Origin of the sequence: Thermogemmatispora aurantia, from assembly GCF_008974285.1 — a bacterium.
Lineage (GTDB): Bacteria > Chloroflexota > Ktedonobacteria > Ktedonobacterales > Ktedonobacteraceae > Thermogemmatispora > Thermogemmatispora aurantia.
The window spans coordinates 430,839-454,890 of record NZ_BKZV01000001.1 but is presented as its reverse complement, the minus strand read 5'-3'; the positions used below and the strand labels follow the sequence as shown (position 1 = coordinate 454,890).

Annotated in this window: 16 protein-coding genes; 9 read left to right on the top strand and 7 right to left on the bottom strand. The window is 62.1% G+C overall.

Annotation, left to right across the window (positions count from 1 at the left end):
- Nucleotides 1–194: 194 nt before the first annotated feature.
- From KTAU_RS01725 to KTAU_RS01710, 4 genes are all read right to left on the bottom strand, one after another.
- Complete coding sequence (locus KTAU_RS01725; protein ID WP_151726746.1) at nt 195–671, bottom strand: DinB family protein; 477 nt, start codon at nt 669–671, stop codon at nt 195–197.
- A gap of 449 nt (nt 672–1,120) precedes the next feature.
- Complete coding sequence (gene acnA, locus KTAU_RS01720) at nt 1,121–3,814, bottom strand: aconitate hydratase AcnA (RefSeq protein WP_151726745.1); 2,694 nt, start codon at nt 3,812–3,814, stop codon at nt 1,121–1,123.
- Between the two features lie 800 nt (nt 3,815–4,614).
- A complete protein-coding gene (locus tag KTAU_RS01715; RefSeq protein WP_151726744.1) occupies nt 4,615–6,186 on the bottom strand; it encodes a sensor histidine kinase in 1,572 nt (523 codons plus the stop codon).
- Nucleotides 6,183–6,899 (bottom strand): response regulator, encoded by a 717-nt coding sequence (locus KTAU_RS01710; protein ID WP_151726743.1) that lies wholly within the window; start codon nt 6,897–6,899, stop codon nt 6,183–6,185. The genes KTAU_RS01715 and KTAU_RS01710 overlap by 4 nt, the downstream gene beginning before the upstream one ends.
- Before the next feature lie 561 nt (nt 6,900–7,460).
- Between KTAU_RS01710 and KTAU_RS01705 the strand changes: the two genes are divergently transcribed.
- From KTAU_RS01705 to KTAU_RS01690, 4 genes are all read left to right on the top strand, one after another.
- A complete protein-coding gene (locus KTAU_RS01705; RefSeq protein WP_170292983.1) occupies nt 7,461–9,059 on the top strand; it encodes a tetratricopeptide repeat protein in 1,599 nt (532 codons plus the stop codon).
- A 121-nt stretch (nt 9,060–9,180) separates the two neighbouring features.
- Complete coding sequence (locus tag KTAU_RS01700; protein WP_170292982.1) at nt 9,181–10,986, top strand: serine/threonine-protein kinase; 1,806 nt, start codon at nt 9,181–9,183, stop codon at nt 10,984–10,986.
- Between the two features lie 198 nt (nt 10,987–11,184).
- On the top strand, nt 11,185–11,736 hold the full coding sequence (locus KTAU_RS01695) for a hypothetical protein (RefSeq protein ID WP_151726740.1): 552 nt from the start codon (nt 11,185–11,187) through the stop codon (nt 11,734–11,736).
- Between the two features lie 86 nt (nt 11,737–11,822).
- The gene (locus tag KTAU_RS01690) at nt 11,823–12,425 is read left to right on the top strand and encodes a magnesium transporter (RefSeq protein ID WP_151726739.1); all 603 of its coding nucleotides are present in this window, start codon (nt 11,823–11,825) and stop codon (nt 12,423–12,425) included.
- A 156-nt stretch (nt 12,426–12,581) separates the two neighbouring features.
- On the opposite strand, the gene KTAU_RS01685 is transcribed toward KTAU_RS01690, so the two are convergent.
- Entirely contained in the window at nt 12,582–13,619 is a 1,038-nt protein-coding gene (locus KTAU_RS01685) for a fumarylacetoacetate hydrolase family protein (RefSeq protein WP_151726738.1), read from the bottom strand.
- A gap of 203 nt (nt 13,620–13,822) precedes the next feature.
- Nucleotides 13,823–14,767 carry an MBL fold metallo-hydrolase gene (locus KTAU_RS01680; protein ID WP_151726737.1) on the bottom strand — a complete coding sequence of 315 codons (945 nt, stop codon included), beginning with the start codon at nt 14,765–14,767 and terminating at the stop codon, nt 13,823–13,825.
- 541 nt (nt 14,768–15,308) lie between these two features.
- On the opposite strand from KTAU_RS01680, the gene KTAU_RS01675 reads away from it, so the two are divergent.
- A complete protein-coding gene (locus KTAU_RS01675; RefSeq protein WP_170292981.1) occupies nt 15,309–17,042 on the top strand; it encodes a DHA2 family efflux MFS transporter permease subunit in 1,734 nt (577 codons plus the stop codon).
- Between the two features lie 238 nt (nt 17,043–17,280).
- Here KTAU_RS01675 and KTAU_RS01670 read toward each other — a convergent pair whose 3' ends face one another.
- The gene (locus KTAU_RS01670; protein ID WP_151726735.1) at nt 17,281–17,901 is read right to left on the bottom strand and encodes a PadR family transcriptional regulator; all 621 of its coding nucleotides are present in this window, start codon (nt 17,899–17,901) and stop codon (nt 17,281–17,283) included.
- 311 nt (nt 17,902–18,212) lie between these two features.
- Between KTAU_RS01670 and KTAU_RS01665 the strand changes: the two genes are divergently transcribed.
- From KTAU_RS01665 to KTAU_RS01650, 4 genes are all read left to right on the top strand, one after another.
- Nucleotides 18,213–20,225, top strand: a complete 2,013-nt coding sequence (locus KTAU_RS01665) for a S9 family peptidase (RefSeq protein ID WP_170292980.1) — start codon at nt 18,213–18,215, stop codon at nt 20,223–20,225.
- A gap of 418 nt (nt 20,226–20,643) precedes the next feature.
- Nucleotides 20,644–21,432 carry a CAP domain-containing protein gene (locus tag KTAU_RS01660; protein ID WP_151726733.1) on the top strand — a complete coding sequence of 263 codons (789 nt, stop codon included), beginning with the start codon at nt 20,644–20,646 and terminating at the stop codon, nt 21,430–21,432.
- A 277-nt stretch (nt 21,433–21,709) separates the two neighbouring features.
- Nucleotides 21,710–23,104 carry a sensor histidine kinase gene (locus KTAU_RS01655; protein WP_151726732.1) on the top strand — a complete coding sequence of 465 codons (1,395 nt, stop codon included), beginning with the start codon at nt 21,710–21,712 and terminating at the stop codon, nt 23,102–23,104.
- A 145-nt stretch (nt 23,105–23,249) separates the two neighbouring features.
- Nucleotides 23,250–23,651 (top strand): response regulator, encoded by a 402-nt coding sequence (locus KTAU_RS01650; RefSeq protein ID WP_151726731.1) that lies wholly within the window; start codon nt 23,250–23,252, stop codon nt 23,649–23,651.
- The last annotated feature ends 401 nt before the right edge of the window (nt 23,652–24,052 follow it).

Sequence of the window (24,052 nt, the reverse complement as noted above, 5' to 3'; positions counted from 1 at the left end):
TCTTCAAGCATAGCACATGCCGGAGAAGGCCGAGGAGAGGAAAACCTGCTGTCTGTCTGCCTGTCTGCCTGTCAAGGCCCCTAAGCTCAGCTGCTGGCCGCGGAGCAGAGACAACCTCGTCTTCGGCAGCCTGGCGAGGTCCGGTCCGGCCACCGTGCAGCAGAAGGGAACCTGGGTGAGCTGGTCACTTCTTCCTAGCGGAGGTGATCGCGGAAGGCAGCGATCTGCGCGCTATGTTCGCGCTTGTGACCGTAGTACATATAGACGATCAGGTCATCGAGCGAGTAGGGATCACCGTACCAGGGCAGGGTGCCTGCCTGGCGGCAGGTTTCCGCTGGAATGCGGGTGATCAGCTCCATCGTCCGCTCATGGGTTGCAACATACTCCTGGAGCACCTCAGCGAAACTGGAGGCCTTGCGCATTGCCACCTCGGCCTCATTGAACTGAGGCCCCAGCTCGGTAAAGCGCCCCAGGTAGGGAGTGGGATCATCTTCGAGGAAAGAGACCAGGACATCGACCAGGACCAGCTCATATGAGGCAAGGTGAGCAATGATATCTTTGACCGACCAGGCCCCGCACGCTCCACTTTGCTCACGCGCCGACTCGGGAAAGCCTTCAAGTGTTTTCATGACCGTCAAATGACCGTATTTTAGAACATCGCTTGCATTCATCGTTTCTTCCTCCTCTGCGCTCTGACCGGAGGTAACAGCGTGCCACCCCCACGAAGATGCCACCACCAGGCCGCTCCTTCCGGCGTCGCGACCGATCAGCGCTTGCTCTGGTAACGAGAGGCAGAGGAAGGCGCGGCCACAAACAAGGTCACAACCAAGACAGCGCCAGCTCAAGGTCATCTCTTACCCGCCGTATCGAAGCGACCGGGTTATACTAACCGACTGTGGCGCTGCTTGTAAACCGCAGAAGTACTGGCTGGAGAAGGAGAAGAACAGTCCACTAGGTCGACAGACACGTTCTCAACTACGGGAGCAGCCAAAGGCCTCGCCGAGCTGCACTCACAAGCGAAGCATCCCTGGCTGCTCTCCAAACCTGCAGGGCGGCGATCTTCCCTCAGAAGATGCCTTCGTGCCTCTCGAAGCGCGTTCTGCCTGGTCGGCAGGCCGATCTAATCCTGGATCAGGCGGCGCAGGACTGTTGGCAGAATGCCCCCATTCCTATAGTAGCTGACATCAACCTTGCTATCCAGACGCGCGATGGTCTGGAAAGTAAAGGTCGAGCCGTCCTCACGGGTCACGCGCACCGTGACCGCCTGGCGCGGTTGCAGATCGTGCTCGATGCCCAGGATATCATAGCGCTCATGCCCCGTCAGACCCAGGGACTCCTTGTTCTCGCCAGGGCGGAACTGCAGCGGCAGAATACCCATACCGACCAGGTTGCTGCGGTGGATACGCTCAAAGCTCTCAGCGATGACCGCGCGAATCCCCAGCAGGAGTGGCCCTTTAGCGGCCCAGTCGCGCGACGAGCCTGAGCCATATTCCTTGCCGGCAATGACCAGCAGCGGCACGCCTTCCTCCTGGTAGCGCATAGCCGCATCGTAGATGGTCATCTCCTGGCCATCGGGCAGGTGGAGCGTATAGTAACCCTCCTTACCGTCCACCAGGCGATTGCGCAGGCGGATATTGGCGAAGGTACCGCGCACCATCACCTCATGGTTCCCGCGACGCGCCCCGTACGTATTAAAATCGCGTCGCTCCACACCGCGGGCCAGCAGGTACTTGCCCGCGGGACTATCGGGCGAGAAGCTACCAGCGGGCGAGATATGGTCGGTCGTAATGGAGTCGTCCAGCATCACCAGCACCCTGGCCCCCTCGATGGCCTGCAGAGGAGGAGGCTCAAGAGCCATGTCCTTAAAGAAAGGCGGCTCCTGGATGTAGGTCGAATTCGGGTCCCAATTAAACAGAGGCCCTGTCGCATTGCTGAGCGAGCGCCAGTGTTCGTCGCCCTCGAAGACGTGGCTGTAGTTCTTCTTAAACAGCTCGGGCGAGATCGCGCGGCTCACCACCGCATTGATCTCCTCCTGGCTTGGCCAGATGTCTCGCAGATAGACTGGCTCACCGTTAGCATCGTAGCCGATAGGGTCCTTCGACAGATCGATATCGACTGTGCCGGCCAGGGCATAAGCCACGACCAGCGGTGGTGAAGCCAGGAAGCTTGCGCGCACCTGGGGATGGATACGGCCCTCGAAGTTGCGGTTGCCCGAAAGCACCGCTGCCACTACCAGGTCATTAGCCTGCACGGCCTCCGCCACCGGCTCTGGCAGAGGGCCACTGTTCCCGATACAGGTCGTACAGCCGAAGCCCACCAGATGGAAGCGCAGTGCCTCCAGATAGGGGAGCAGGTCAGCGCTCTCCAGGTAGTCGATAACGGCCCGCGAGCCAGGAGCGAGGCTGGTCTTCACGGTCGGCTTCACGCTCAGACCGCGCTCCACGGCATGCTTCGCCAGCAGACCGGCGGCGACCATCACCGAAGGATTGGAGGTATTCGTACAGCTCGTAATGGCCGCAATAGCGACCGCCCCATCGCTGAGCGTTGTCTGCGTATCGCCAATGCGCACAGTGGCGCTGCGTCGATGGCCGTTGCTGCCGATGCGGTCCGCGTAGGTCTCGCGGAAGACCTCTCCCACGCGCGCCAGCGGCACGCGGTCCTGGGGGCGGCGTGGACCAGCCAGGCTTGGCTCGATCGTTGCCAGATCCAGCTCCAGGAGATCGTCGAAAAGCGGCTCTGGGGCATCGTCGCTGCGGAAGAGACCCTGAGCGCGGGTATAGTCTTCGACAAGCTTGACCAGCTCAGGATCGCGTCCCGTATTACGGAGATAGCGCAGCGTCTCCTCATCGACAGGGAAGAGCGTCGCGGTGGCGCCGAACTCCGGCGACATATTGGCGATCGTCGCGCGATCGGCCAGGGAGAGATAGCGCAGGCCAGGCCCGGTGAACTCCACGAACTTGCCCACCACGCCGCGCTTGCGCAGCAGCTGGGTGACCGTCAGCACCAGGTCGGTAGCGGTGGACCCTTCTGGGAGTGCGCCAAAGATGCGTACTCCGATTACTTCGGGCGTCAGCAGATAAAGCGGTTGACCCAGCAGCACTGCCTCGGCCTCGATGCCACCGACGCCCCAGCCGAGTACACCCAGGCCGTTGACCATCGTCGTATGCGAATCGGTGCCCACCAGCGTATCGGGGAAGGCGAGGCGCTCACCCTGGGCCTCTTTCGTCATCACGACTGAAGCCAGGTACTCCAGGTTGACCTGATGCACGATCCCCGTGCCTGGAGGCACCACCCGGAAATTGCGGAATGCCTGCTGTGCCCAGCGCAGCAGCGCGTAGCGCTCACTGTTGCGCTCGTACTCGCGCTCGACGTTGCGCTGGAAGGCCAGCGTCGAGCCAAAGACATCGACCTGCACCGAGTGGTCAATGACTAGATCAGCGGGCACCAGGGGATTAATCTTTTGCGGGTCGCCGCCCATGCGCGCGACGGCGGAGCGCATCGCAGCCAGATCGGCGACGGCGGGAACGCCAGTGAAATCCTGCAGCAGCACGCGTGCTGGCATAAAAGGAAACTCCTCATCGCTGCTGGCGGCCTTGCCTGGCTGCCAGCGTGCCAAAGCCAGCACGGTCTCCTCTGTGATCAGCTCGCCATCGTAGTGACGCAGCAGATTCTCCAGCAAGATTTTCACCGTGAAGGGGAGGCGCTCCAATTGGACACCGTGTCTGGCCAGCGCCTCAAGACGGTAATACGTAACAGTGCCATAGTCCCCGCTCAGCCTTGAGCGGGCCTCAAAGGCGTCGCTGTAAGTAGCCATGCTCTTCTGTCCTCTATCCTCTCATAGGTTCGCGATCTTGGGGAAAGTACAGAGCTGGTATGGTCGCTAGGGGAGTAAAGCTGAGAGAGAAGCGTAATCGGTAGCAAGTGCGTAGAGTCCGCTCACTCAGGACTGAGGCCACCGCATCTAAGGACTCCCCTACGCCACTCGGGTTTCCTGTCCGCCAGCGTAGCGATGGGTGACGGCTACAACAGTATTCAGCTTCATTAATTATAATGGATGAGCAAGAGCCACGGCAAGCGTGCGTGAACTCCTAACCTGTATCGTACCATCTCACAGAAGCAGGTAAACGAGGGGGAGGTCATCGCTGCCGCGGAGAGTAGGAAGGGAGAGCTAGAAAGAAAGGGCGAGAGAGGAGAGAGGAAGCAAAGAGGTGGGGGTCCGGGAGGGCCAATGTGTCCGATAGAAGCTTACACAACGAAGAGTGAACACCGCACGGAGAGACAAAGATGCTACTCGTTTCAAAACCCGCAACGGGCACAAAGACCGTTCCGAGCACCGGCGATGAGTCGTCGATAATCTTGGCCCCCGTAGCCAGGTCCCGGTCCCTGGCTAGAGCTTACCGTCGACCCATCGAACCGAAGTAAGCTTCCATGAACACTGGCTGCCTCCCGGACCCCACCCAGTTATTACTATGCGTCATTGGCTGGCAAAAAGCATCAGCAGATGTACCTAATCGTCTTCGAGAAGAAATGTGAGAAGCGCTTCGCTTTGGGAGAGAGGAACTGATCGGTTTGATCTGGGGTTGAGGGCAGTGGCGGGCGCCTGCAAGTGAGGCGCTACTGCTGGTCAGTGCCCGGCTGATCAGGGGGCAGAGGGAGCGCCAGGCGGACAGTGCAGCCCTGACCGGGGGCTGACTCGATCGAGAGCGTTGCGCCGACCAAAGCCGCGCGCTCGCGCATTCCGAGCAGACCCAAACCTCCCTGAGAGCCGTGTTCGCGTCCCGGGCCGACCTGTTCAGGAGCGAAGCCCCGGCCATTATCGCTCACAGTCACCGTCAGGCAGGTGGGTAAATAGGCTACATGCAGCCAGGCCTGACTGGCCTGCGAGTGGCGCCAGACATTCGAGAGTGCCTCCTGAACAATGCGAAAGACGGCGATCTCCGCCTCTGGAGAGGTCGGGCGAGGTTCACCCGAGCAACTGAAGGTACAAGGGACGCCGCGCTCAGCGGAACTATCGCTGAGCCACTCCAGGGCCGCGTGCAGGCCCAGATCATCCAGCACCGACGGACGCAGATCGCGGCAGGCGCGGCGCACCCCCTCCAGCGTACGATCGGCCAGATTCTGCAGACTGGCGTGCCACTCCAGGTCTTTCTCCGGCAGCTGGAGCTGGCGCATGGCGCGCCCCAAACCGTCCAGGCCCAAAGAGAGCGCGATCAACGCCTGGGCTGTATCGTCATGCAGCTCACGGGCCAGACGACGGCGCTCTTCTTCCTGGACGCGTGTGATCAGAGAGGCGTAGTCGCGTAGCTCATCCTGGCGCCGGCGTGCGCTCCGCAAATCTTCGAGCGTGCGCTGCAGTTCATTGGTCTGAATACTCAAGCGTGTACTGACCAGGGCCAGGTAATAAATAGCGAAGAGCGGCACCAGAAAGAAGAGCCAGGCCAGCTCGGCGGCTGCATCGTCGAAAATATCGACCACGGGCAGCAGCGGGCCTACGCTCAGCACCAGGGCCTGAAAGCGCAGAAACGGGGAGGTCAGATAAGCGCGCCAGGCGGCCCCGGTGGGACGTCCAGACCAACGGAACATCACGGGCAAGGCGATCAGGGCGATGAGAATCATCATGACCACAGCGGCCAGCACGCTGCCGAGCAATTCGTTGGTTTCTGCCAGACGTCCACTGTGCTGAAGAGGCAGATGCGTGTTGCCGGCCACCCAGACATAGACCGAGCCGGCCAGAAAGACGATCAAGCCTGTGCTGGCCAGGCGATAGCAGGCCTCACTCCAGGAGATAAAGCCGCGTGCCAGCGTATAGCTCTGGAGCACCGCCTGGGTGATGATTGCCGTCAGCACTGCGGCGGGCACGCTAATCAGCACGCTGGCGGCCAGATAGAAGGGGGCGGTGATGTCGAAGAGAAAGAGCGGGCGCCAGGTGTCCAGGACCTGCTGCTGGGTATTTTTGGGATCGGCCAGCTCGGAGCGCAGCAGACGAAGCAAAGAGAAGCGCCCTAGTAGGGCCAGCAGCGACGTTAAGGCGACCAGGCTGTAGATAGCGCGTGGGCCGTAAAAGTTAGGGGCTGGTCGATAATTGTGGATAGACCAGAGCAGTAGAGGCAAAGCAATGGCCAGGGAGAGAGCAATTACCAGCAGCCGTAGCGGCGAGAACTGTGCCTGCTTGAGCATGGTTCTCATTGAGTATCGTACGTATCCTGGAGTGAGATCATCCCCCGGCGCAGGGCCTGGAGTACAGCCTCGGTGCGTGAGCCAACCTGCATCTTCTGGAAGATATTGGCCAGGTGGCTATGGACGGTGCGGATACTCAGGCCGAGGCGGCGTGCGATCTCCTTATTCGGCAGACCACGAGCGGCCAGGCGCAGCACATCGAACTCGCGTTCGCTGAGCAGATCTGAGGAGCGCTGAGCCGGGTGGCTGCGGTTTGTCAGGCGGCGCATCATTTTCTCCGTCAGCGACGGCTGCAGCACTGACTCACCTCGGGCCACGGAGCGAATCGCATTCACCAACTCCTGGCCATGCACATTCTTCAGGAGGAAGCCGGCGGCGCCCGCCTCCAGCAGCGCGATCAGGTACTGTTCATCGTCGTAAGCAGAGAGCACCAGGACAGCGGTTTTGGGGCAGTGGGCCTTGATCTGGCGGGTGGCCTCGATCCCCCCCATACCAGGCATAGCGATGTCCATGATCGCAATATCAGGATTCAGGCGCCGGGCGGCCTCTACCGCCTCCTCTCCGCTTGCCGCCTCGGCCACCACTGCGACATCGCTCTCTGCCTCAAGCAAGCGTCGTGTTCCTTCGCGCACCAGGGCGTGGTCATCGGCGAGCAGCACGCGGATCACTCGCTGCTCTTCGTGCTCGCCATTGACTGCACCGGGGGCGGTCTGTGTCGTCATTAGGCTATCGTCCTGCTCTCGTAGCTCGCTGAACACTGTCAAAACCCTCCTGCGGAGCAACTTCCTCGCAGCCAACCAGCATCAGCCAGTGTGAGACTGTTACAGCGTTTTGCTCTTACTATAGAGGATCTCTGCAGGAGAGGACTACAGCAAATCTGCTGAAATCCTTTTCATTATGGCACGGCCTGAGAGGGAAGGCAAGCCCCCCTGAGAGGGGGAGGGACAGGCGAAAATGGCCGCTGAGCAGCGCCCTGGCCGCACTTTGTGGTATCATGAGAAAAGCATGCTGGAACGTTCTCTTGACAGAGCAGGACCCTTTCGTTACAGTAGGTCGCGGGTCCCTATATGCTTGCATGCTGCTGTTCCACCGTTTCTGTGATGTCTACGTGTTTGTATGTATGAGGGAACGTTGTTAAAACGATGTGCTGAGCAGGGAGGAGGCCCATGGGGGGCTGTTTGGACGCCGAAGGTTGTGGTTATCAGAATCCTGATAAAGTGCGTTTTTGCGCCCGATGTGGAATTCCGACCAGAGGCTCATTCCTGCTGGGGCGCTATGAAATTATGGATCTGCTTTCTCGCGACCGTCAGACGGTTACGCTGCAGGCCCTGGATCACCATCGCGGGCTGCCAGTGACGGTGCGTGTGCTGCGCCCGCGCGAGGCAACGGAGCAGGAGCGAGAAGAGTTCCTGCAAGATGCGGAGCTGGCTATGTCGCTCTCTAGCCGGGTCAATGAACCGGGGAGCATTCGCGTGACCGATTATGGCCAGGATGGGCCGGTAGCCTTTCTGGTGAAGACGGAGTTTGACCCGGCGCGTCAGCCAGCTCGCCAGTTCCGTCCCCACATGACGGTGCGTGTGGGGAGCAACCTGTTGTGGTCGGAGGCTGAGGCAACGGTGCAGGCTGCGGCTGAGGTGAAGGAGGAGGAGGAGAAGGGAGTCGCGGAGGATGAGGTCAGTACTGAGCGCTATCCAGCGCTGCCCCGCAGGGCCGTCTCTCAGCGCCAGACGACTCCGACAGGCGTGCGCGACTGGCTGGCTGAGGCCAATGCGCTCTATGAGCAGCAGCGCTATGAGGAGGCGCTGGCCGCCTACGAGGTGGCCATTCGCTCTCAGGGGAACCCGGTAGAGGCCTGGGTCGGCAAGGGGGCCTCGCTCATGCTACTTGGCCGCCCGGAGGAGGCCCTGGCGGCCTATGATTACGCTCTGCGCTTGCGCCCGGATGATCCTGAGCTATGGAACTCACGCGCCAGTGTCTTGCATGAGCTGGGCCGCTACGATGAGGAGATGTATTGCTACGATCAGGCGCTGGCCCTCGATCCAAATTCGGCCTTTGCCTGGAGTGGCCGCGGCATGGCGCTGGCTGAGCAGAATCGCCCGGAGGAGGCCCTGCTGGCTTTTGACCGCGCCCTGGTGCTCGATCCCCACCAGAGCGTGATCTGGCAGGCTATGAGCGATACGCTCTATAGCTTGCAGCGCTACGAGGAGGCCCTCATTGCGATCGATCGTGCCCTGGAGTTGGAGAGCCAGCGCGCTTCGTTATGGGATATTAAGGGTAATATTTTGCGTCGCCTGAAGCAACCCGATCAGGCGCTACCGCTTCATGAGCGTGCACTGCAGCTGGAGCCGCGTAATGCCCTCTATTATTTTGATAAGGCAAACGACCTGCGCGATCTGCGGCGCTATGCGGAGGCGCTTGCTGCCTACGATGAAGCCCTAGAACTTGATCCTACTCTGGCCGGCGCATGGTATAATCGAGGAAACGTCTTGGCTGCGTTACGCATGTATGAGGATGCCCTTGAATCGTATACCCAGGCGCTGCGCTACGACGATGGCCTGATCTCCGCCTGGTATAACAAGGGGAGCCTCCTCCATGAGCTGGGACGCTATGAAGAAGCCCTGGAAGCTTTTGATCGTGCTTTGGCCCTCGATGCCCACTATATCGCTGCCTGGAACAATAAGGGCTTATCGCTCTTCGCCCTGGGCCGGCTAGAAGAAGCCCTGGCGGCCCTTGATCAGGCGACAGCCTTCGCTCCCGAGGAACCCGATGCCTGGCACAATAAGGCGGTCGTCCTCGAACGCCTGGGACGTAGCGAGGAGGCCCGCTCCTGTCAGGAGTGGGTACGCTCGCTGGAGCAACAGGCGGCGTTGCGCAAGACGTAGATGAGACGCTGGACACGCCGGGTGGCTGCGCCCTCTCTCTGAAGAGATGAGCTGCACCTGGTTGTCGATCGCGTTACGGAAAGACTCTGAGAGACTGGAGAGACTGAAAGAGGAGGAGGGCATGCGACGCTGCGCCGACCTGGATGATTGCGGGTACGAGAATCGCGAATCTGATCTGTTCTGCCGAGCCTGCGCTCTCCCTCTATTGGGAACTGCGCTCGCCGGTCGCTATGTGGTTGAGGCTTTGATCAGCAAAGGGGGGTATGCAGCGGTCTTCCGCGGGGTCGATCGCCATTTGTCGCGCTATGTGGCGATCAAGCTCCTCCTGCCAAGCAGGACAACAGCGGGGGAGCGCGAGCATTTTTTGCGCGAAGCGCGGATCGCGGCGGCTCTGGATCATCCCAATATTGCCCCGGTGCTGGACTATGGCCGCGATGGCCCGAGCGTCTTTTTGATTATGCCCCTCTATACTGCGGGTTCACTGCGCACGCGTCTGGCCAGCGCGGGTGGCCCTCTGCCATTCTGGGAGACGGTGCAACATTTTCATCAGTTAGTGTCGGCGCTGCATTATGCTCATACTCGCCCTCGCCCTGTGATTCATCGCGATATCAAGCCAGAAAATCTCTTGATCCATCAGGAAGATTATCGCCTGGTGATCACCGACTTCGGCATTGCCCGCGCTCTGGAGCCGGGGGCACGCGTGGGCATGACGGTCACGGTGCGCGGTACGGTTGGCTATATGGCTCCCGAGCAGGCTCATGGCATTGTTGATCCCCGCAGCGATCAATACGGTTGTGCGGTCGTCCTCTACGAAATGCTTACCGGTTATCATCCCCATGATCCGCTTAGTGGGGTGATGGTGCCTCCTTCTTCGCTGAACCGCGAGCTGACCCCGGAGCTGGATGAGGTGCTGCTGCGAGCCCTGGCGCCGCGCCCGGAGGAGCGCTACAGCGATATGCTGGAGTTTCAATATGACTTTGACCGGGCTTTGCAGCTCGGCACGGGGGCGCGGGCCCTGGTGGTGCGCTCGCGCGAGGCGGTGCGTCTACCGCCGGCCTCGGGCCCGCGGCGGGCGCTGCCTGCCCAGGTTCAGGCGGCGGCTGCCCTCCAGAGCGAGGCGGAGAGCAACGGGGTGGAGGTCCAGGCCAGCGCTCCGTTGCCAGTTCAGCATCAGCAGCAGACGCGTATTTCGTCACGTATCAGCAGCAGCGTGCGTGAGAAGTGTCAAGAGGGGGACCAGCTCTTGCGCCAGCAGCACTATGCGCAGGCGCTGCGAGCCTACGAGGAGGCGCTCCAACTCTCTCCTCGTAACTTCCATGCCTGGAATGGCAAGGGGACGGCGCTCTATAACCAGGGGAATTATCGCAAGGCATATGAAGCTTTCCAGCGGGCGACGGAGATTGATCCCGAGAGCGCGGTGGTCTGGGTCAGCGCCGGCCTGGCTCTCCATCGACTGCAGCGCTATCAGCAAGCTCTGGTCCATTTTGAGCGGGCCCTGGCTCTCGACCCTCATTATGTGGCGGCCTGGAATGGAAAGGCAGATGCCCAGTTGGATATGGGCCTGACGACCGAGGCGCTGGCCTCCTATGAGCAGGCTCTCGCCTGCGATTCCAATAGTTTTCATGCCTGGAATGGTTTGGGAAATGCTCGCTCGGCGCTCCACGATTTTGCTGGAGCGGTCGAGGCCTATACGCGGGCGCTCTTGATTAATCCGCGCAGTGCCGTGGCCTGGTGCAATAAGGCGGAGGCTCTTCTGCGCCTCGGCCACCATCGTGCCGCCCTCGATGCTTTGAATGAGGCAACCGAGCTTGATCGCAGTTATGCCCGCGCCTGGATGCTGAAGGCTGAAATCTATGAGCTGCTCGGCCAGTATCAGGAGGCCCAGAAAGCCCGCCGCCGGATGAGACCCTGGGGACCGCTGAGCTGACCTTGTGCTCTTCCACCTCGCTGCGCTGCTTCTATTTTTATATTCTTTGTTCATCTCTGCTCTCTCTTTACATCTCCGTTTTCTTTCTTCCTATCCATTTATATAGAGATCTTCAGCTTTTTTAGTGAATTATAATAGAAACTAAGGTGATCTGCTATTGCTATCACTCCCTTCCTGGTCGGTGAGGAGGAGACCCCGATGGGAACGCGTTTTCGTACCCCCAGGGTGCTGCGCAGAGGCGAGGAAGCGCTTGCCGCTCCTATGCTGATGGTCGGCGTCGATAGGGCCAGGCTCTCGAATGAGACCGAGGAGCTGCCCGGGACGGTTTGCTATGACCTGGCTGAAGAGTATCTAGCGAGGCTGGATGCTTGCTATCAGCGGCTGTGCAAAGAGCATGCCCGTCTGCGCCGGCGCCTGGCTTTGACGCAGCGCCTGGTTGTTGGGGGATTGCCAATGAGCGTGCTGTCTCTGGGTATGGCTCTGGCTGGTCTCTTGCTTGCCGTGCCGCTGGAATGGAGCATTGGGGCCGCCTCGCTGGCGGTTGTACTCGCGCTGCTGTTACTGCGCTTCCATCAGCGCTATCAGCACGAGCTGGAGGAGCACCTGCAGCGTCTGCAAGAGCTGTATGCGGCCTATCTGGAATGTTTTCGCGCCTATGAGGTGGTTGATGCTCAGCAGCGTGGAGAGGCGATTGCTTCTCTACTTGAATACTGGGTGGGGCCACCTCAGCCCCCTCTCTCGTGTGAGTAATCAATGCCTCAATTGCTTTTGTGTATAACAAAAAACAATATATGATATGAGTAGTAGGCGATCCTGTGCCGGGTTGGGGGGCTGGTATGCGTGATCACTCGGCAGAGCAGGGAGCGAGCGCGTCTGAGGAGGCGGAGGGCACATCGCGCCGGAGCAGGCGCCGCCAGACCCGGGCCAAGATGGTTGAACCTCCCTCTGAGCCGCTGGCATACTTTCCCGACCATCTGGCTGATTTCTATCAATTGCTGAAGTCAGACTATGAAGAGCTTCGTCGCGCCAATCGTATCATCTTCTATGAGACCCGAGTGATTGTCTGGCTCTGCGTGATTGTGGCGCTGGTGATTATGTTCCGGGCCTCCGTTGTGGGTGGCTCGATTCTCTCGGTGGCGACGCTGCTGGTTAGCCTGATAGGGAAGCTCATCAAAGTCAAGAGTAGTGAGCGGGAAGATCTGGGGAAACGCTTGGAAGCGCTGCGGCTGACAACGCTGGAGATTGAACGTATCTGCCTCAGTCTGCATCTGGCCCGGGCTATTAGCGATCAGCAGCGTCGTGATCGGGTGCTGGAGGAGCTGGCTGAGGAGCGAGGCCTTGCCGGGGAGGAGACGAGGCATGCCTCTTCTTCCGATGCGCTGCCCAGCGACCAGGAGCATGGGATGCACCAGCTTCCGCCTCAGGAAGGACGGGCCTAGCCGCGGCAAGGAGCAGAGCAGAGGGTGAACAGCCGCAGCATTCCCCGGATCTCCTTTAAGGACAGGCAGGAGGAGCGAAGGTCGAGTACTGATGGTGGGCCTTCGCTCCTTGCTTGTCCTGATTGAGATGAGGCGCCAGACGCTCACGGGCGACTCTCACTCAGGATGGTGGGGCGACGCGACGATGCTGTTGCGCAGGAGACCCAGCCCGGCGATTTCTAGCTCCACGACGTCTCCTACGCTCAGCCAGCGATGGCGTTCCTGTCCGAGTTCGAGCAGGCACCCGCCGCCGCAGGTGCCAGAGCCGAGGATGTCGCCCGGACGCAGGCGGACGTGCTGAGAGGCGCGCTCGATCATGTGAGGGAAGGTGTAATAGATCTCCTGGAAGTTGGCTTCGGTCAGGAGGACCCCGTTGACCCGGGCGCGCATGGGCAGATCAAAGCGCTCGTCGGCGCCGCTGCCGCGACGGTAGGGCTGCAACTCGTCGGGCGTGACCAGCCAGGGGCCAAAGGAGGTGGCGAAATCTTTGCCTTTGGCTGGCCCAAGCTGGACGGCCATTTCCTGGAGCTGGAGGTCGCGCGCGCTCCAGTCGTTCATTATCATATAGCCCGCGATGTAGTCCGCGGCCTGCTCGGCAGCGATGTCCTGCCCCTCGCGCCCGATGACGGCGGCCATCTCTAGCTCATAGTCCAATGCCTGGCTGTGGCGTGGATAGGGAATCGCTTCGTCGTGCCCGTAGAGGGCCGAGGTGTTCGAGAAATAGAAGACGGGAATCTGGTACCATTGCGGCGGCACTTCCAGTCCGCTGCGGGCGCGGGCGTTGCGCACGTGGGCCTCGAAGGCGAAGAAGTCGCGGATGGTGGGAGGGGTGGGAATGGGCGGGCGCAGGTGGACCTGCTCCAGCGGAAAGGCTAATCCCTCCTGACTTTGGAGGTGCGCCGGCTCTGTCTGACTGGCCAGGGCGAAGGCGATGCGCAGCCGCTCCCAGGCTGAAGCTCCCTCCTGGAGAAGAGCCAGCAGCGTGGAAGGAAGCGACGCTTCGCTCCCTGGGCTGAGGCGGGCAAAGGCGGCCTCGCGCGCTGCGGCCCAGCGACCGAGAGTGGCTAGGTCAAGAATGAGGTCGTTGAGCAGCACGCCGGCTCGCCCTCCTTCGCGTGGCGTGTTGGCATCGAGGACGTAGGTCACCAGTTTCATCGGTTCTTGCCTCCAGAGATCTCGGCTGGTGGGCCGAGTGGGAAGAACGGTCGCCTCGACGGTTTGGTAGGTCTCCAGACGACTGTTGCCTCTGTTCCTGCAGGGTGGCCTCTCTGTCTCCCTCACTGGCTTTTGGGACGGCTGGATCATCAGGCCAACGAGGAAGGAGAAGAGAGGCGCAGTCTTAGACTGGACGCTCAGGATCAAGAAGCCAGTGCAGCCATGCTGGCGAAGAGCAGGGGTTTCTCCGGCTGGCTCTGGTCGCCGCTGAATTCACGGTACATGGCCGCGACATTGGCCACGATGCGCTCGCCGTCGGTCCAGGTAGCATAGCGGTCGAGAGGGATATCGCGCGCGGCCTCCAGGGCCGACAGGCCGGCCTCGTAGCGCTTGCGGGCTTCGTCGTAGAGGTATTGCAGGTAGCCCTTGACCTCACTGACGCCGCGCTGGTCGGTGATGGGGCCATGCCCAGGAACGATGATCTCAGGGTCAAGTCGCAGGATCAGGTCGCAGGCGCGCAGCCAGTTGGCGGTGGGACCAGCCCACATGATGGGATGGCCACCGATGAAGAGGATGTCGCCGCTGAAGACTACGCGCTCATCGGGTACATAGACGATGATGTCGCCACGCGTGTGAGCCGGCCCAACTTCAATCAGGCGCACTTCTTTGCTGCCGACGTGCAGCGTCAGCTCGCCGCTGAAGGTGCGCGTCGGTGGGGTCAGGGTGATGTCGCTGAAGTCGAAGGCGCCAAAGGCCCGCTGCAGGAAGCGCTGTAGCTGGGGCAGGTTGGCTGTCTGGGTGAGTAAGGTGCGCAGGCGCTCTGGCGGGTCCTCTTGCATCTCGATGGCAGCTTGCTCGGAAGCGATGATCTGGGCGTTGGCGACAAGCTGATTGCCGTAACAGTGGTCGCCGTTGGCGTGGGTGTTGACCACGGTGCCGATCTCGGCGGCAGCAGGCACGGCCCGTTTCATGGTCTCCAGCATCTGTCCGGTAAGCTTGAGGTCGAAGAGTGTGTCGACAAGCAGGGTGGCCTGGCCGTCAACGATCAGCCCGGCGTTGCTCAGACCCCAGGTGCCGGGCGGTTGCAGGTAGGCGTAGAGGTCGTTGCCAAGGTCGTGTAATCCGCGAGTGTAGGCGAAGCTTGCCATAGTGTCTCTTTCCTCCCTTGTTGGTCTACTGGCAGGCTAGCGGGCTGACAATGTGAGTGAGTCAGTACCCTGGACACTGCTGGCCCAAAATGGGAAATGCGAACTCCCTGATGCTCTCCTTTCTGGTCCTGATACAGTATCGCACGTCTCTCCTGTCTTGACGAGGGCAGGCTCGGGCCTGTTCGCCCACTGCGCGCTGACCAGCCCGCCTCTGCCGGCCCCTTGCCTGACGCGGCCTCTATCCTTCGCTTCTGCAGAGAAGGTCATTATGACCTATATATACTGATAAAATTCAATATCAATGGGCAAAATTTGGGTATCTAACTATTGACTTTCTCTATAGCAAGGGATATAATAGGTCACTGTGAGATAATACCGCGGAGGAAATTACCCCCGCAGGCGTGAGGGACTTGTGAGGGAGAGCTGACTATCTTGACCGGACCGGGTGAGACAGTGCGCTATGAGCGTGACTGTGGGTGATAGCCAGCTCTCCTACTGGTGTATCCTTCCGTGCCAGAAGGCGGAAAGCGAGGTAAAGGGCATGGTACAAGCAACAAGGCCGGCAAGCGGTCTGGGGCGCGGGACGAATCCCTGGCTGGCGCTGCTGGCGATGATGTTCGGGCTGTTTATGGCCCTGTTGGATGTGTCGATTGTGACGATCGCTTTGCCGGCCATTGTGCAACAGTTGCAGACCGATCTGACGATGGCTGGCTGGGTGTTGGATGCCTATAGCCTGGTGTTCGCTGTGCTGCTGGTGACCGTGGGGCGCCTGGCCGATCTGTTCGGGCGCAAGTGGATCTTTATGGCTGGGATGGCGGTCTTTATGCTGGGATCGCTGCTCTGTGGACTGGCTCCTTCGATCGGCTGGTTGATTGGCTTCCGGGCCTTTCAGGCTGTGGGGGCGGCGGTGCTGAATCCCGTCAGTCTGGCCATTTTGATGGCCATCTTCCCCCGCGAGCAGCGGGGAGCGGCGGTCGGCCTCTGGGGAGCGGCGGCTGGTCTGGCTACGGCCCTTGGCCCGGTCCTGGGCGGGCTGATTGTCCAGACGCTGAGCTGGCGCTGGATTTTTTACGTCAATTTGCCGTTCTGCCTGGTTGGGCTGGTCCTGGTCTGGCTCTGGGTGCCGGAGACGCGCGAGGTGCGTCGGGATGGGCGTGCCGGGCGTTTGGATTGGTCCGGTTTGTTGTTGTTGAGTGTGGCCCTGTTCTCGCTGGTGCTGGCGGTGATGCAGGGCAATGATTGGGGGTGGGGCTCGCTGCCTACGCTGGCGCTCCTGGGCCTGGCCCTGGTCGGCCTGGCGGTCTTTGTAAGGGTCGAGCTGCGTGTGCAGGAGCCGATGGTCAACCTGCGCCTCTTTGGGATTCGTAGCTTCCTGCTCTCGGATGTGGCGATATTGCTCTTCGGGGTGGCGATGCAGGGGGCCTTTGTGATGGCTGTCTTCTACTTTACCGAGCTGCGTGGCTACGGGCAGCTGGAGGCAGCCTATGCTTTGCTGCCGCTACCGCTGGCCTCACTGGTCCTGTCGCTGCTGATGGGGGCTGTCGGGCGCCGCCTGCCGCCGCTCCTGGTGGGCCTGACGGGGCTGCTGCTGGTGGCGCTGGGGTTCACCCTGCTGGCGCTGGTGAGTGCCTCGGCGGGATCGCTCGACACGGCCTGGCGCCTGGCCTTGATTGGCGTGGGCATGGGAATGTGTTTCCAGAGCTTCCCCACCTTTGCTCTCAGCGAGGTGCCCCCGGCTCAGCTTGGGGTCGGCAGCGGGATTCTGAATACCTTCCGCCAGGTGGGCTTTGCGCTCGGGGTGGCTGTGCTGATTGCCCTCTTCACGGCCCAGCTTCAGCAGGATCTGCAGCAGGCCCAGCAGGAGAGCGTGCAGGTGGTGGCGAGCGATCAGCAGTTGCCGCCGGCGTTGCGCAGTCACCTGGTGACGGCCTTGCGGCAGGCACAGACGGGACAGACGGCAGCACAGGATCAGACGGGAGGAGCAACGATGACGGTCGATTTGAGGCCACTGGCGCAGACGGTGCCTCCTGGCCCACAGCGGGAGGCCCTGCGTAGCCATCTGCAGATGTTGGGTGGGCGTATTAGCGCGATCTTCAAAGATAAGGTGATGACGGCTTTTGCGGCGACGTGGTGGGCTTCTGCCGCCTTCGCTGCCCTGGGTCTGGGGTTGACGGCGCTGGCAGCTTTCTCGAGCAGGGGGAAGGGCCGCGCTCGTCAGGGCGCGCCCAGGGGCGGCGATGAGACGGTTGTGGCTGAGGCGGGCGCCGTTTCCTAGCTGAGGATGGTCTCGCTCCAGTCAGGCCCCACTGAAGTGGAGGGACTGGGGCCGGGCCTTCGGCTGGGCTGGTCCTGCGGCTGGTCCTGCGGCTCTGTCCCACAGGGGGGCGAACAAACCGGCCCTGGCGCGTGGAGAAGAGGAGGAGTCGCACACTGCCCCGGGCGGCTCCGCTGGCTGAAGCCGGGAGCCTGGACTGCGAGCTGCCGCGGCTCGCTGCTCGGCAGCGGCTGGGTGGTTAGTTGTCGGGCGCCACTTGCGGCTCTGGGTCGGCTGGGGCGGCTGCCTCTTCCTGGACCAGGTGCTGCAGGACGCCCTCGCGCAGCTGCTTGGCCCAGCACAGCTCAAGTTTCCATTGCTCGACCCAGTGGTACATGACGTTGAGGATGTGCTCAAGGCGCTCGGGGCTTCGGAGTGCTTCGTTGTCGTTGGCTTTCCGGAGGAGATCTTCAGCTTCGCGATAGATGTGTTGGATGTGCTCCTTACAGTAGCCGATGTAGTGCTCGATCAGCTGCAGGCGCTCGGCAAGGGTGAGGAATCCAAAGCCGGCCACTTTGTGGGCGAAGATCTCACGGTATTCGCCCAGGTTGGAAGTGGTGTCCATCATGAGCTGGTGGAAGCGCTGGCGCCCGGCTTCGGTGATGCGGTAGACGCGCGTTTGACGGTCGCCCTGCTGGACGCTCCCGTTCTGCTCAACTTGAATAAGTCCCTGCTGCTCCAGCCGGGCCAGCAGCGGGTAGAGTCGGCCATGACTGAAGGTGGCGTAGGGGCCGATCATGTCGTTGATGATCTTGGCAATCAGATAGCCGTGGGCCGGGCCTCGCATGAGGGTGAAGAGGATCAGTAGTTCATACAGCATAGGGTCCTCAGCGTCTGGAATGGGTCTGCTATTCTTCTGTCAGCGTGCGGGCAGGGCAACGCTTCCTCTCTTACAGTATAATAGCAAACAGTGCCCCCTTCTTAATAGGGTTGCTCATGTGCTTCGCGCGGCCAGTCTGACTGACTGGCCGCTGACTGGTTGATCAATCGATGGGATGCCGACCCAACCAGGGGGTCCGCTCTGCCGCCAAAACTGGGCTGTCCCACCCTCGCCGCGGCCAGAGCCTTGCTCAGAGCGAGGAAACGCTGTCATCATCACCAGAGGGCAGCGAGAAGGAAAGGAGTTTTCCTGTGAGCAACGAGGTCTCGCAGCAGGCAGGCCCGGCAGCGGCGCCGGCCTCCCGGCAACCTCAGTCTCGACGTCTGATCGGCCCGCGAGAGAGTGTGCATCTACGCGAGCTGGAGGAGTTCGATCTGACGCCCGATGGCCGCCGCGCGGCTTTTGTGATACGTGAGCCGGTGCCCGGACTGCCCCGCCTCTCACGACGAATCTGGTTGCAGGAGATCAGCACCAGCGCCGGGCCTGAGCCGCACCCGCTCGCCGCTGGTCTGGATGCGAGCGAGCAGTATTCTCCGCGCTGGTCACCCGACGGGCGCCTGCTGGCCTTCCTGGCGAAGGAGAAGGAGGAGCGAAGCGGCGATAGAGAGCGGTTGGCGCTCTTTGTAATGACAGCTGAGGGTGGGGTGGCCCGCCGCCTCTGTTCGCTGCCGGGCGGCCTCAGTGACCTCGCCTGGTCGCCGGATGGGACGCGCCTGGCCTTTCTCGGCTATGAACAGCCCGAGCCGCAAAGTGATCCGCGCGTCTTTGGCCATGAGGCCGAACGCTGTCAGCGCCTGTGGACCGTCTACCTCGATGAGGGCGTGCCGCGCCCGGTGACGCCCGAGGGGCTGGCGGTCTGGGAATACTGCTGGTCGCCGGATGGGCGCCGCTTCGCCGTCTATTTCTCCGCTGGCCCAGAATTGACCACCTGGTACCGCGGCCAGATCGGCGTCGTTGAGGCCGGGGGCGGCCCGGTGCGTCAACTGACATCCCTGGAGCATCAGGCCAGCGGCCTGGCCTGGTCGCCGGATGGGACGCGCCTGGCCTTCGTCTCGGGCGAGTGGAGCGATGTGATCCGCGGGGCCGGCGATCTCTATGTGGTGCCCGTGGAGGGCGGCCCGGTTCGTAATCTGACCCCTGGCGCCGAGGTCAGTGTGGCCTGGTGTCGCTGGTTCCCCGACGGGCGGCGCCTGCTCTATACAGCCTGGAGCGGCCTGAGCCAGCAGGTTGGTATCCTGGACGAGGCCAGCGGCAGACGCCAGGTGGTCGAGGCCGGAGTAGTGCTGCGCGAAGGCTGGCCCTGTCTCGCAACCACACCAGACCTGCGCTGCTTCCTGACAACGCGTAGCTCGCCTGAGCAGCCGCCTGATCTCTACTATGCCGAACTGGCGCAGGAGGACCAGTCAGACCCAGGCCAGGAAGCGCAGAGCGGCCTGACCTGGCGACGTCTGACGCGCCTGAATCCGCTGGCCGAGGAGACCTGGCTGCTGCCACAGAGCCGGCGCTTGAGCTACCGTAGCGTTGATGAGTGGGAGATTGAGGCCCTCTTTACGCCGCCCCTGGTGCGCCGTGGCCAGGGGGCCCCGCCCCTGGTGGTCTGGGTGCATGGTGGCCCGACAGGGGCGTTCCTGGAGGGCTTTGAGGATGGCTGGAGCCTGCTGCTGGCCTCCGCTGGCTATGCCGTGCTGCGTCCCAACGTGCGCGGCAGCCTGGGCCGGGGCAGAGCCTTCGCCGAGGCTGTAGTCGGCGATATGGGAGGCAAGGATCTGCAAGATGTGCTGCACGGTATCGATGCCCTGGTGGAGCGCGGGCTGGTCGACGGCCAGCGCCTGGCGATTGTCGGCTGGAGCTACGGCGGCTTCATGGCGGCCTGGGCCGTGACGCAGACGCAGCGCTTCCGAGCGGCGGTCATGGGGGCCGGCATCTGCGACTGGCACGGCTTCCACGCCCAGACCAATATCCCCGATTTCGATGTGCGCTTTCTGCAGGCCGATCCCCTGACTCAGCCAGAGGTCTACCGCGCCCGCTCGCCGCTTACCTATGCGGCCCAGGTCACAACGCCGACGCTGATCCTGCACGGGGCCGAGGATGATTGCGTGCCGGTCAGCCAGGCCCATGCCTTCTATCGAGCCTTGCGCGAGCGCGGCGTACCCACCGAGTTGGTGATCTATCCACGCGAGGGGCACGGCCTGCGTGAGCTGGCTCACCAGTGCGATCGCCATGAGCGTATCCTGGCCTGGCTCGATCGCTATCTCTGGGGATGAGCAGACCAGTCGTGGCTTTCCTGCTCGTGGGGATTCGCCAGAGAGGGGTGGCCTCCTCCCTGTTACCAGCCAGGCCGCCTCTCCCTGACCGCTGGAGAGCGCTGGCGGGCCAGGCTAGCATGCAGCGCTCTCCGCTCCAGCCCGGCGCTGCTGCCGTCGATAGTGAACCAGCCGCTGCCTGGGTATAACCGCGTGCCATACTTCTGCCGCCGAGGGCGTCCATCGCCTGATAGCGGCATTTCCTTTCCATAACGCTGGCTCGCTATTTGTCCCTGGCTCTCGCCCGAAAGTACCACTGCTCACCTGCTCTGCTGCTCGACTGCTGCTCACCGTGCTACACTGTTCCCTGTCAATCAGCAAAGCAGGCAAGTGCGAGAGAATCAACGTACGCGCCAGAGAAAGGAGCGGAGCGAGCGCTATGAGCTTGAGCCTGAGTCGTCATGGTCGCGCGAGCTTCATGCTGGTCCTCTCTCTCCTGGCCTTCTGTGTGGCCTGTGGGAATGCCAGCGGGTCGGGCGGGCAGTCACAGGGGACGGCGCCACAGACCCGAACGATGAGCGACGCTGTGGGCAGTCTGGAGCAGCATCCCCGGCCCACCAGCATTGTGATCCCCAGTCAGCGCAGCACGCCGACGCCAACGCCAAACCCGACCTCCACGTCGTCGAACGTCAGCAATGCCTCCCATGTCTGTGGGGCAACTGCTCCTGCCACGAGCGGTGCGGCTCCCGCCGCCGGCTCTATTGCCTCCACCGGCAAGGGCAGCGCTCCTTATGGTCAGCCGCCAGCCCTCACTTCCGAGGAGATCATGCTGACGCAGAAGCTCTTTCAGCAGATCAATCAGGATCGCGCCGCCTGCGGCCTGCCTCCCTTTGTCTGGAATACGACCCTCTCGGGTGGGGCGCGCCTGCATAGCTGGAATATGTATCACTGCGGCTTTAGCCATACCTGCCCGGATGGGCTGCCACAGTGCACGCGCATCGCCAACGAGGGCTTCACCTTCAGCGACTGCGGCGAGAATATCGGTCTGGCCGGCCCCTATCCGACGCCCTGGGGGGGCGTCTATAATATCCAGGCCAGCATGGCCAACGAGCCTGCTACGGGCTGGCATCACATCCATCTCTTTAGTACGACCCTGCATCAGATCGGGATCGGCGTCTACGTCGCCCCCAACGGCTGGATCTGGTTTACCGAGGATATGATCAGCTAGCAGCCAGGGTCCGGGAGTGAAACGGGAGCTGTCCGGCCTCTGGCTCGCTGCGGCCCTGGCCCTCCCTCTTGCCTGGCCCTGCTTTTTTGCTGGCGCTTGCCCGTTCCCTCTCCCCCTTCTTCGCTTCGCCCGGCCTGGCTGTCTCTGACCCTGCCGCCGCTCACTCGGCGGACCAAGGCTGCGCCTGATGCACTACGGGCGCCCCGCTTGTTGTGAGGGAACATATACTAAAAAGGAAACCCTGGGAGTCATGTGGTGAAGCGGGAGGGAAGGTAGCATGACAGCCGAGGGAGACTTACAGACGCTGGCCTGGCGGCTGACTCGCCAAGCGCGCGAGCTGGTCGACTGTCAGGCGGCGGGCCTGTTGCTCGGATGTCCCGATGAGACGGTTCGTCATCCTCTGCTCGATGTCTTTGTCCCTGCCTCTGCTGGCTATGTCGGCTGCTATGGGTGCAGTCAGGAGAGCCTGCAGACGCTGCTGCACTATGAGCAGGTGCGCGCGCTGCTCGATATCGCCGTCCAGAGCGGGCGCGTGCACTGCTGCGAGGCCGAGCCGGCCCTGCGCTGTGGGACGGCCATCGGCAGTCTGGCGGCAGTGCCCCTGGAGCGCCCGGCGGGGGTCCTGGGGACGCTGCTCCTCTTCGATGAACGACGCTCGGCCTTCGCCGCCGGCGAGAGCCAGCTACTGGCGGCAGTGCTCTCCCGGCTGGCGCGCGTGCTGGAGCAGCAGTTACGCCTGCTCTCACAGGCCGCCTGCGCTCCTGCTCCCGGGCAAGAGCAGCGCTGCGGGCCGATACGACGACGAACACTGGCACTCCGGGGGAACGGTGCCACCGTCGGCGATGGGGAGCGCCGTGCGCTTTACTGGCCGTCAGAGTTGGATCAGTTGAAGTATGAGTTTATCTCGATGGTCAGCCACGAGCTGCGCACACCCCTCACTGCCATTAAAGGCTATGCCAGCCTGCTACAGGCGTACGGCCCCTCCGCTCAGGGACGCAAGAGCAGCGACGGGCTGACTGAGGAACTGCAACGCCATTACCTCGATGTGATTATGGAGCAGGTCAATCATTTGGAGGCTCTGGCCGGCGACCTGCTCGATGTCTCGCGCATCCATGCCAATCATCTCGATCTGCGCTGCGCCCCGCTGGATATTGCCAGGCTCTGCCGCCGCGCTGTGGAGCTGATCCGCCAGCGCGTCGAGCGCGAAACGCCAGGCAAGTACGCTTTCCGCTGCCGCTTTGCTGAGCAGCTTCCCCCAGTCTGGGCCGACGCCGACCGCGTGCAGCAGGTGCTGACGAATCTGCTGGAAAATGCAGTGAAATACTCACCCGCCGGCGGAATGATCACTATCGAGGCCGGCCTCCAGGAGGAGCGGCGCGAGCGAGCCGTGGCCACGGGGAGCGCCATGATGCAGATCAGCGTCTGCGATCAGGGGATTGGCATCTCGCCAGAGCAGCAGTCACGCCTCTTCCGTCCTTTTAGCCGTCTGGAGCAGCCAGGCAATGAGTGCGTGCCGGGGGTGGGTCTGGGTCTCTATATTACGCGCCGGCTGGTTGAGGCGATGGGCGGACACATCCAGTTACGCAGTCGTGCCGGCGAGGGGACGCGCGTGACCTTTACGCTGCCCCTGGCAACAGCCCTGTCGGAGGCCACGGCTGGCCGCGCGCGCTAGCTTACCACGTCGCCGGCCCTCGCGCTCGGCCCCGGTGGAACCCGGTCAGGTTGGCAGCGGCCCGGCCCCTACTTGCGAAATATAGTCCAGTTTGCTATAGTGTGGCTGGAATGATAGTGAGACTCAACAAGGTAGGGACGAGGCCATGCATATCAGCCTGCTAGAAGATGACTCCGCTATTCAGGAGATGTTACAGCTTGTCCTGCAGGACGAGGGCTACAGTGTAACAATCTACCCTACTGCTGAGGAATGCCTGAATGCGCTCCAGGGTGCCACGCAGCATCAGGCCCCCTCGCCCGATCTCCTGATCGTTGATTGGCTCTTGCCCGGACTGGTCTCCGGGATTGAGGTGATTCAACAGGTTCGCCGTCTCCCACAGTATCGCTCGCTCCCCATTATTTTGACGACCGCGGCTACGCTGACCGAGCCGGAGGATGCGGAGTTGCAGGGGTTGCAGGTGACGCTTCTGGAGAAACCTTTTGCCATCGATGATATGGTCAGGCTGATTCGCGATCTGACGCAGCGCCATAGTCCTTCGGAACGCTAGGCCCGGCTCTCGTGAGAGGCTGCGTGCGGTGAGGCGCGCCGAGCGCCAGCCCGTGCGTGGCCCGCCTTGCTTTGCCAGGCCAGGCCCCGCCCCGGTGGCTCGCCTCTGTCACTGATTGCTGCTTGCTCAGGTCGATGGCCTCCGCGCGGCAGGCTGCAGATTGTTGCTGGCCTCCTCCCGCTAGCGGTCCCACCCCAGCCCAGCCCAGCCCGGCAGGGCCAGAGGGGAAGGGCCTGGCCGCTTGACTGTGCTCTCCGCTTCGCGGTCAGCTGATACGCTCTGGCTAACCTTAAAGAAAGCTGAAACTTTTTGGTAGAGGCGTATTGTTGACTTGTTCTTCTCCCCATGTGCCTGTTATCCTAACAGTAGGGAATGCACCCCGACTGCTGCAAGGCAGGAAG

Bases quoted from the DNA above. Each gene is read 5' to 3' on its own strand.
- KTAU_RS01725 (WP_151726746.1), bottom strand. From the start codon at position 671: ATGAATGCAAGCGATGTTCTAAAATACGGTCATTTGACGGTCATGAAA.
- acnA (WP_151726745.1), bottom strand. From the start codon at position 3,814: ATGGCTACTTACAGCGACGCCTTTGAGGCCCGCTCAAGGCTGAGCGGG.
- KTAU_RS01715 (WP_151726744.1), bottom strand. From the start codon at position 6,186: ATGAGAACCATGCTCAAGCAGGCACAGTTCTCGCCGCTACGGCTGCTG.
- KTAU_RS01710 (WP_151726743.1), bottom strand. From the start codon at position 6,899: ATGACGACACAGACCGCCCCCGGTGCAGTCAATGGCGAGCACGAAGAG.
- KTAU_RS01705 (WP_170292983.1), top strand. From the start codon at position 7,461: ATGGATCTGCTTTCTCGCGACCGTCAGACGGTTACGCTGCAGGCCCTG.
- KTAU_RS01700 (WP_170292982.1), top strand. From the start codon at position 9,181: ATGCGACGCTGCGCCGACCTGGATGATTGCGGGTACGAGAATCGCGAA.
- KTAU_RS01695 (WP_151726740.1), top strand. From the start codon at position 11,185: ATGGGAACGCGTTTTCGTACCCCCAGGGTGCTGCGCAGAGGCGAGGAA.
- KTAU_RS01690 (WP_151726739.1), top strand. From the start codon at position 11,823: ATGCGTGATCACTCGGCAGAGCAGGGAGCGAGCGCGTCTGAGGAGGCG.
- KTAU_RS01685 (WP_151726738.1), bottom strand. From the start codon at position 13,619: ATGAAACTGGTGACCTACGTCCTCGATGCCAACACGCCACGCGAAGGA.
- KTAU_RS01680 (WP_151726737.1), bottom strand. From the start codon at position 14,767: ATGGCAAGCTTCGCCTACACTCGCGGATTACACGACCTTGGCAACGAC.
- KTAU_RS01675 (WP_170292981.1), top strand. From the start codon at position 15,309: ATGGTACAAGCAACAAGGCCGGCAAGCGGTCTGGGGCGCGGGACGAAT.
- KTAU_RS01670 (WP_151726735.1), bottom strand. From the start codon at position 17,901: ATGCTGTATGAACTACTGATCCTCTTCACCCTCATGCGAGGCCCGGCC.
- KTAU_RS01660 (WP_151726733.1), top strand. From the start codon at position 20,644: ATGAGCTTGAGCCTGAGTCGTCATGGTCGCGCGAGCTTCATGCTGGTC.
- KTAU_RS01655 (WP_151726732.1), top strand. From the start codon at position 21,710: ATGACAGCCGAGGGAGACTTACAGACGCTGGCCTGGCGGCTGACTCGC.
- KTAU_RS01650 (WP_151726731.1), top strand. From the start codon at position 23,250: ATGCATATCAGCCTGCTAGAAGATGACTCCGCTATTCAGGAGATGTTA.